Genomic DNA, 4831 nt, shown 5'->3' with positions numbered 1-4831 from the left:
GAGGTTCCGTCCCAGAAACCCCACATGAGAAAGCCGTCGCTGTGTTCGTAGCTGAAGGTGGCTGTCAGGATGTCGCGGAAATAATCCTTCTGAATATCATCCGGTGCGAGCGTGGCATTGTCGTACTCGGTAATCTTGATTTTTCCGCCAAGGGATGCAACGTGGTAGTCCTCAAAGTGCTGCAGCATTTCCGCGGGGGGGATCAGATACCGGAAATGCGCCTGGAGGCCCACTCCGTCCACCTTCGCGGCACTGCCACTGTCCCTAAGGCCCCTGGCGATTTCCTCCACGTAGGACTTATAAAGATCACTTTTAACGTAGAAGTTCGTCAACTGCGCTTCATTCACATAAGCTTTGACGTCAGGCGCCAGCTCCTTGACTTTCTTAAAAAGGTCCAGATAGATTTCCCGACCCGTAGGGTATCCAGGTGAACCCCTGAAGAGGTTGGCTATATCCACATTGCCGGTTGGTTCATTGAGCGCGTCCCATTCCTTGATCAGGCTGAGGTCCGGATATGTGGTATTCTTGAGCATTGTAGTCAGATGAGCATTGATACGATTTTTGATCTCCTGCTGGGATTTCCCTCTCAAATCGTCAGGTGAGTTCCCCCACCCTGGCCACAGCAGGGTGTGTCCGCGTACCTGAATTCCCCTGTCGACGAGCCACTTGACGGTCCTGACATTGTCGGCATTGGACACTGGCCACCTGTTTTCCCATTCCTTCCATTTATGGCCATTCTCGAACACAACCGCATTGAAGCCATGGCCTTTGCCATCAAGATTCAGTAACTTTTCCTGATAAACGTCGTCCTGCTTTTTATTGCCGGCGATCCGATCCTCCTGGATGGCCGTGCCGAAGGCAAACTCGTGGCGCAGCATTTCAATGCGAACCTTGGCATTGGGAACCGGCTGACCACTGGCATTGAGGACCGAAACCTGAAGGTTGGCCTTCCGGAGCCTTTCAATGCGCTCCTGGGCGGCGAGGCGCCAGGGGGCATTGGCTTCCCTGCCGACATAATCATCGTTGCTCTGAACGGGCAAGGAGGCCGCGGAGTAAACCTTGCCATAATTGATGGCGGTAACCCCAGCGAGCTGGAGGGTCTGCCTGGCCACACCCAGCTCCACCATGAACTTTGCTGCACCTGAAGCAATATCGTCGGTTACCTCAACAGGGATCAAATACTGCTTCCATTCGTTGCCAACCACACGTTGTTCAAAGGACCGGAATTTTTTGTAAGTGCCCGAGTCCTGCATGAACTGGAAATTCCCGAGGGTGATCTGATTGGTCCCAACAGGCGAACGCGCCCAAAAGACGAGAAGCAGACTGTCTCCAGCGCTGATATTGCTTGTGGTCTTGAGTTCGAAACTGGCACTTGTTGGCCTTGCTGGAACCTCGGTGATGGCCAGCTGGACGGCTTTGGCAAAAGGCTGTCCGGTGACGTTGACCACCGACCCTTCGGATCCTTCCTTGTTGATTCTGATGGCCGTGGTATTGACGTCCACGTTTGAGCCAAACACCCAGCTTCCGCCCAGGAGTCCATGCCGTTCAAGAAGCATGGCCTTGACTGAATTGTGATAGCCATCATTTTGAGCGGCTTCCGCCCGTGGCGAATCGTTTTCAAAAGGGGAAAGATTGGCACCAGTGATCGGTCTCTCGAGATTCCCCCCGGGTCGCTTCCAGCCGACGGCAACCCCACCTGCTCCCCCGCCATTTTTTTGAAGCACCTGGAAATAGTAACGCCTTCCTGCCTCCAATCGAACGGCCTGCGAAGCCTGACCTGGAAACTTTTCCCACTCGCCTGGTCCAGTCCACTGCTGGCTGGTCAGGAACGCTGCTGGCTGTCCTGAGAGGTTATTGGGCTTGTCATCCGTACTCAGGAAAAGCTTTGCCTCATTGTCGCCGCTAATATAAAAATTGTAGTCGCCCGATTCCGGGGGATGAATGAACCCTCGTATTCTCGTCCCATAGTCCTGAGTATTGGCTTTATAAGTTGCGAGATTGGACAGAAATTTTCGCGAGGAAGGGTTTAGAGGAAACCTCTTGTCCGCTTGCAGGGCTGAAATCTCGTCCCCTGGAATCCGGATCCATTCCTCCGCGATCACGCCCGATACCCGGCCATCTGCGCGACGTTCAATTGCAAGGTCTGAGCGGGGGGACGTTGACCTGCAGCCATTGTGAAAACTGAGCAGGACTGCAAGAAGTGCGAGCAATGAGTCTTTTCTCACCGTGGACTCCATAGGTTCAAAAGCAAAACGGGTGCAAGGCAGCGTCAGCCCCTGCATCTCAAATTTACTACCGCCGTTTATTATGCCCTATTCCTATTGTTCTTCAATCCCCCCCCTGCGGTCAACCCCGGGGCATGATCGTTGCCCTGGGGGGGCAGGAGAGGTCATGAGAAAACAGATTCGACGGCCTGGCTTGATTTTAACGTATTGGAAAGTCCATAACCATGGAAGGCAGTTTCACCCCCCCCATCAAGGACTTTTTTTCAGTCCTGAGTAACGATTGATGTATTCCAGCATTTTTCTTTCTGCAACAGCCTTTCGCATGGCCGGTCCAAACGATGATTTATTTAATGCGTGTGAGATATAAAAGTGAACCGGCCTTGTTGCAACAACGATTGATAGACCAAAAAGAGAGGAGATGACTGGACCGCTTGACCGCAGCACTTCACGTACCACATATCGTTCTCCGATTAAAAATGGAAGACGATTGCTGGCCACCATGCGAACACAAACATCAAGGCTGCCGGCATCATACATCCGGAATCCTGGCTGGTCATAACCGCTCAATCCTGTGCGGCAAATCTCAAGTCCTTGCCGGTTGCCGATATCCCAAACCGGTCCGGTTTTGCGACCGCGTACCACCGTTTGCTCAGCGAAAACCTTCCCGAGAGAAACGCAGCAATCGAAAGGGACTTCAGGACTTCTGGCAAAAAAAATGTCTGGCTTGCCGCGAGTCATAATGTAAGGCATTCGCCCAAGCGGTATTTCAACTTCAATTATAGGGAGCCTCACGTCCCTCGCTATATCCCGTAGATAATCAACCGCCATACCCTGATACTGATCTACATTTTTAAAGCTCCATGGCGGAATCTGAGTCAATGCGAGTGTTGCTGTCGGGACCAAGGCTTGTGCCACCACTTCCGGCGGAACTGCTTCGATGGCAAAAACCTGCGGATAAACAAACGCCCATGAAGTGAGCATGGTTAGTATTTGGAGGGTTCGATGCAAGCGGACTCCTTTGAAACGATCTGGAACTGGTCATTTTACGACCGAAAAATAACCCAGGCTTGGGGGTAAGGTAAATGTTTGACCTCAAAACGGCAAAAACCTAACGGCCTATTCAATTGACTTAAGGCTGGCCCACCATATGCTCACGAATGCTTTTCATCTGCTCTGTACCGAGGGGTGTTTGCTGCGCTCCATGATCTGCTCAAGAAGCCTTGCCGCTGCTGCAGCCTGGGCCTTTTTCGTGTGTCCCGAGCAGACCTGACCGCGCTGCAAAAAAAGACAGGCTCCTGCACCGGACCGCGCTGACCATGATTAACATACTCAAAGCCTGATAAAATCCCCGGTCGGCCTATTTTATAGGCATTCTTTCCGGGGCCCTGCATTCCCCGCGGGATCAAGGACCGTTCAGAAGTTCGCGCCCCCTTCGGAATAGCCACGTGACCGGAAGGCCGGTGCGTTTCCCCCTCCTCCTGTTTCAAAAGCCACGGGTCCACCGAGTATACGCGCGCTGTGAGATCATCCTGATTCGCCTTGTCCGAGCGGATGCCCTTTTGCGCCCACCTGCTGCGCAGGGTAAACTTAGCGGGCATGTCGGCCTTGATTTCATGCACTGCAGTTTTCGCCGTCCGGTTGAGCGCGTCCATGGCGCGTGCCTTTCCGCCTTCGACGCTTCGAAGCACCCAGTCAGTTGCACCACCATCCGAAACTTCGATAATCAGCATACGTTTTTGATCCTTGCATCAAGGTACAGGGCGAGGACTTCGGGCTTTTTCTCATGGGCAGAAAGGGCGCCAAGGATGCATTTGAGAGCAAATGACGTTGGCAGCCGCCTTCCCGATTCGATATCGGAAAGATAGCCGAGTGAATAGCCGGATTTTCTCGCAAGCTCGCGGAGCGAATAGCCGCAATCCTCGCGCATGGTTTTAAGGTGAAGACCTGGATGCATACCCGTCTCACAGAAGGGGTTTGACCTTAGCGATGAGCAGCAGAAGAAGACCGGCCGCCGCCGCGAGCGCCCCAAGGGTAAAGAAAAATTGCCCGAGGGATGGGCCTTTCGCCCGGGAAGGGCCGATCAGACCCGGCTCACGCGAAGGGCTGGAGATGACGCTTGAGAAAAGTCTGGTCTTAAGATCCTGGTTCATGAAATCCTCAAATTACGATAAAACTGCGATCTCGATTATACGCCGGTCCCAGCCAAGGCCAAAGACCTCATACGTCTCAAGCCGGCGATAAAACTGCAGGCGCTGGGATAGAAATGCCGCGAGAACCCGCCTCGGGGAATACGACTTTGCCGCTTTCACTGTCATCTCACCCGCCACACCATCCACCACGAGATCTGCGCCCAGGCGGTTCAGCGCCTCCTGAAAGATCCGGATGCCGGTCCTGAGCCCATGATTGACGGCCGCATCGAATAGCGGCAGAGCAAGCCTTGGGGAAAATCGGCCGAGCCGCAGCGGAATCGGCTCTGTCGCAAACATTTCCAAGGTCGAAGTGAGTTTCTGAAGGGATCATTCCCCGGACGCAGTTATCCTGCCAGGGCGTAAAACTGTTCGAATGGTTTGGAGCCCCGGATGTCCAGCTGGCCTTTCTTGATCATG

General features: G+C 53.5%; 6 protein-coding genes. All 6 read right to left on the bottom strand.

Going from position 1 to position 4831, the window contains the following annotated elements:
• On the bottom strand, positions 1 to 2225 hold a 2225-nt coding region (locus VE954_RS29025), incomplete at its 3' end, for an endo-1,4-beta-xylanase (RefSeq protein WP_324959524.1).
• Between the two features lie 249 nt (positions 2226 to 2474).
• On the bottom strand, positions 2475 to 3233 hold the full coding sequence (locus VE954_RS29020; protein ID WP_324959522.1) for a hypothetical protein: 759 nt from the start codon (positions 3231 to 3233) through the stop codon (positions 2475 to 2477).
• Positions 3234 to 3376: 143 nt separating this feature from the next.
• Positions 3377 to 3955, bottom strand: a complete 579-nt coding sequence (locus VE954_RS29015; RefSeq protein ID WP_324959520.1) for a hypothetical protein — start codon at positions 3953 to 3955, stop codon at positions 3377 to 3379.
• Positions 3949 to 4179, bottom strand: coding sequence for a helix-turn-helix transcriptional regulator (locus VE954_RS29010; protein WP_324959518.1), 231 nt, complete (start codon positions 4177 to 4179; stop codon positions 3949 to 3951). Before VE954_RS29010 ends, VE954_RS29015 begins: the two co-directional genes overlap by 7 nt.
• A gap of 7 nt (positions 4180 to 4186) precedes the next feature.
• Entirely contained in the window at positions 4187 to 4375 is a 189-nt protein-coding gene (locus tag VE954_RS29005) for a hypothetical protein (protein WP_324959516.1), read from the bottom strand.
• Between the two features lie 12 nt (positions 4376 to 4387).
• On the bottom strand, positions 4388 to 4711 hold the full coding sequence (locus VE954_RS29000; RefSeq protein WP_324959514.1) for a putative peptidoglycan-binding domain-containing protein: 324 nt from the start codon (positions 4709 to 4711) through the stop codon (positions 4388 to 4390).
• Positions 4712 to 4831: the final 120 nt, after the last annotated feature.

The sequence above is a fragment of the Oligoflexus sp. genome, assembly GCF_035638955.1.
In the GTDB taxonomy this organism is placed as follows: domain Bacteria; phylum Bdellovibrionota_B; class Oligoflexia; order Oligoflexales; family Oligoflexaceae; genus Oligoflexus.
The sequence above is the reverse complement of the archived record's forward strand: the minus strand, read 5'-3'. Positions and strand labels throughout refer to the sequence as shown.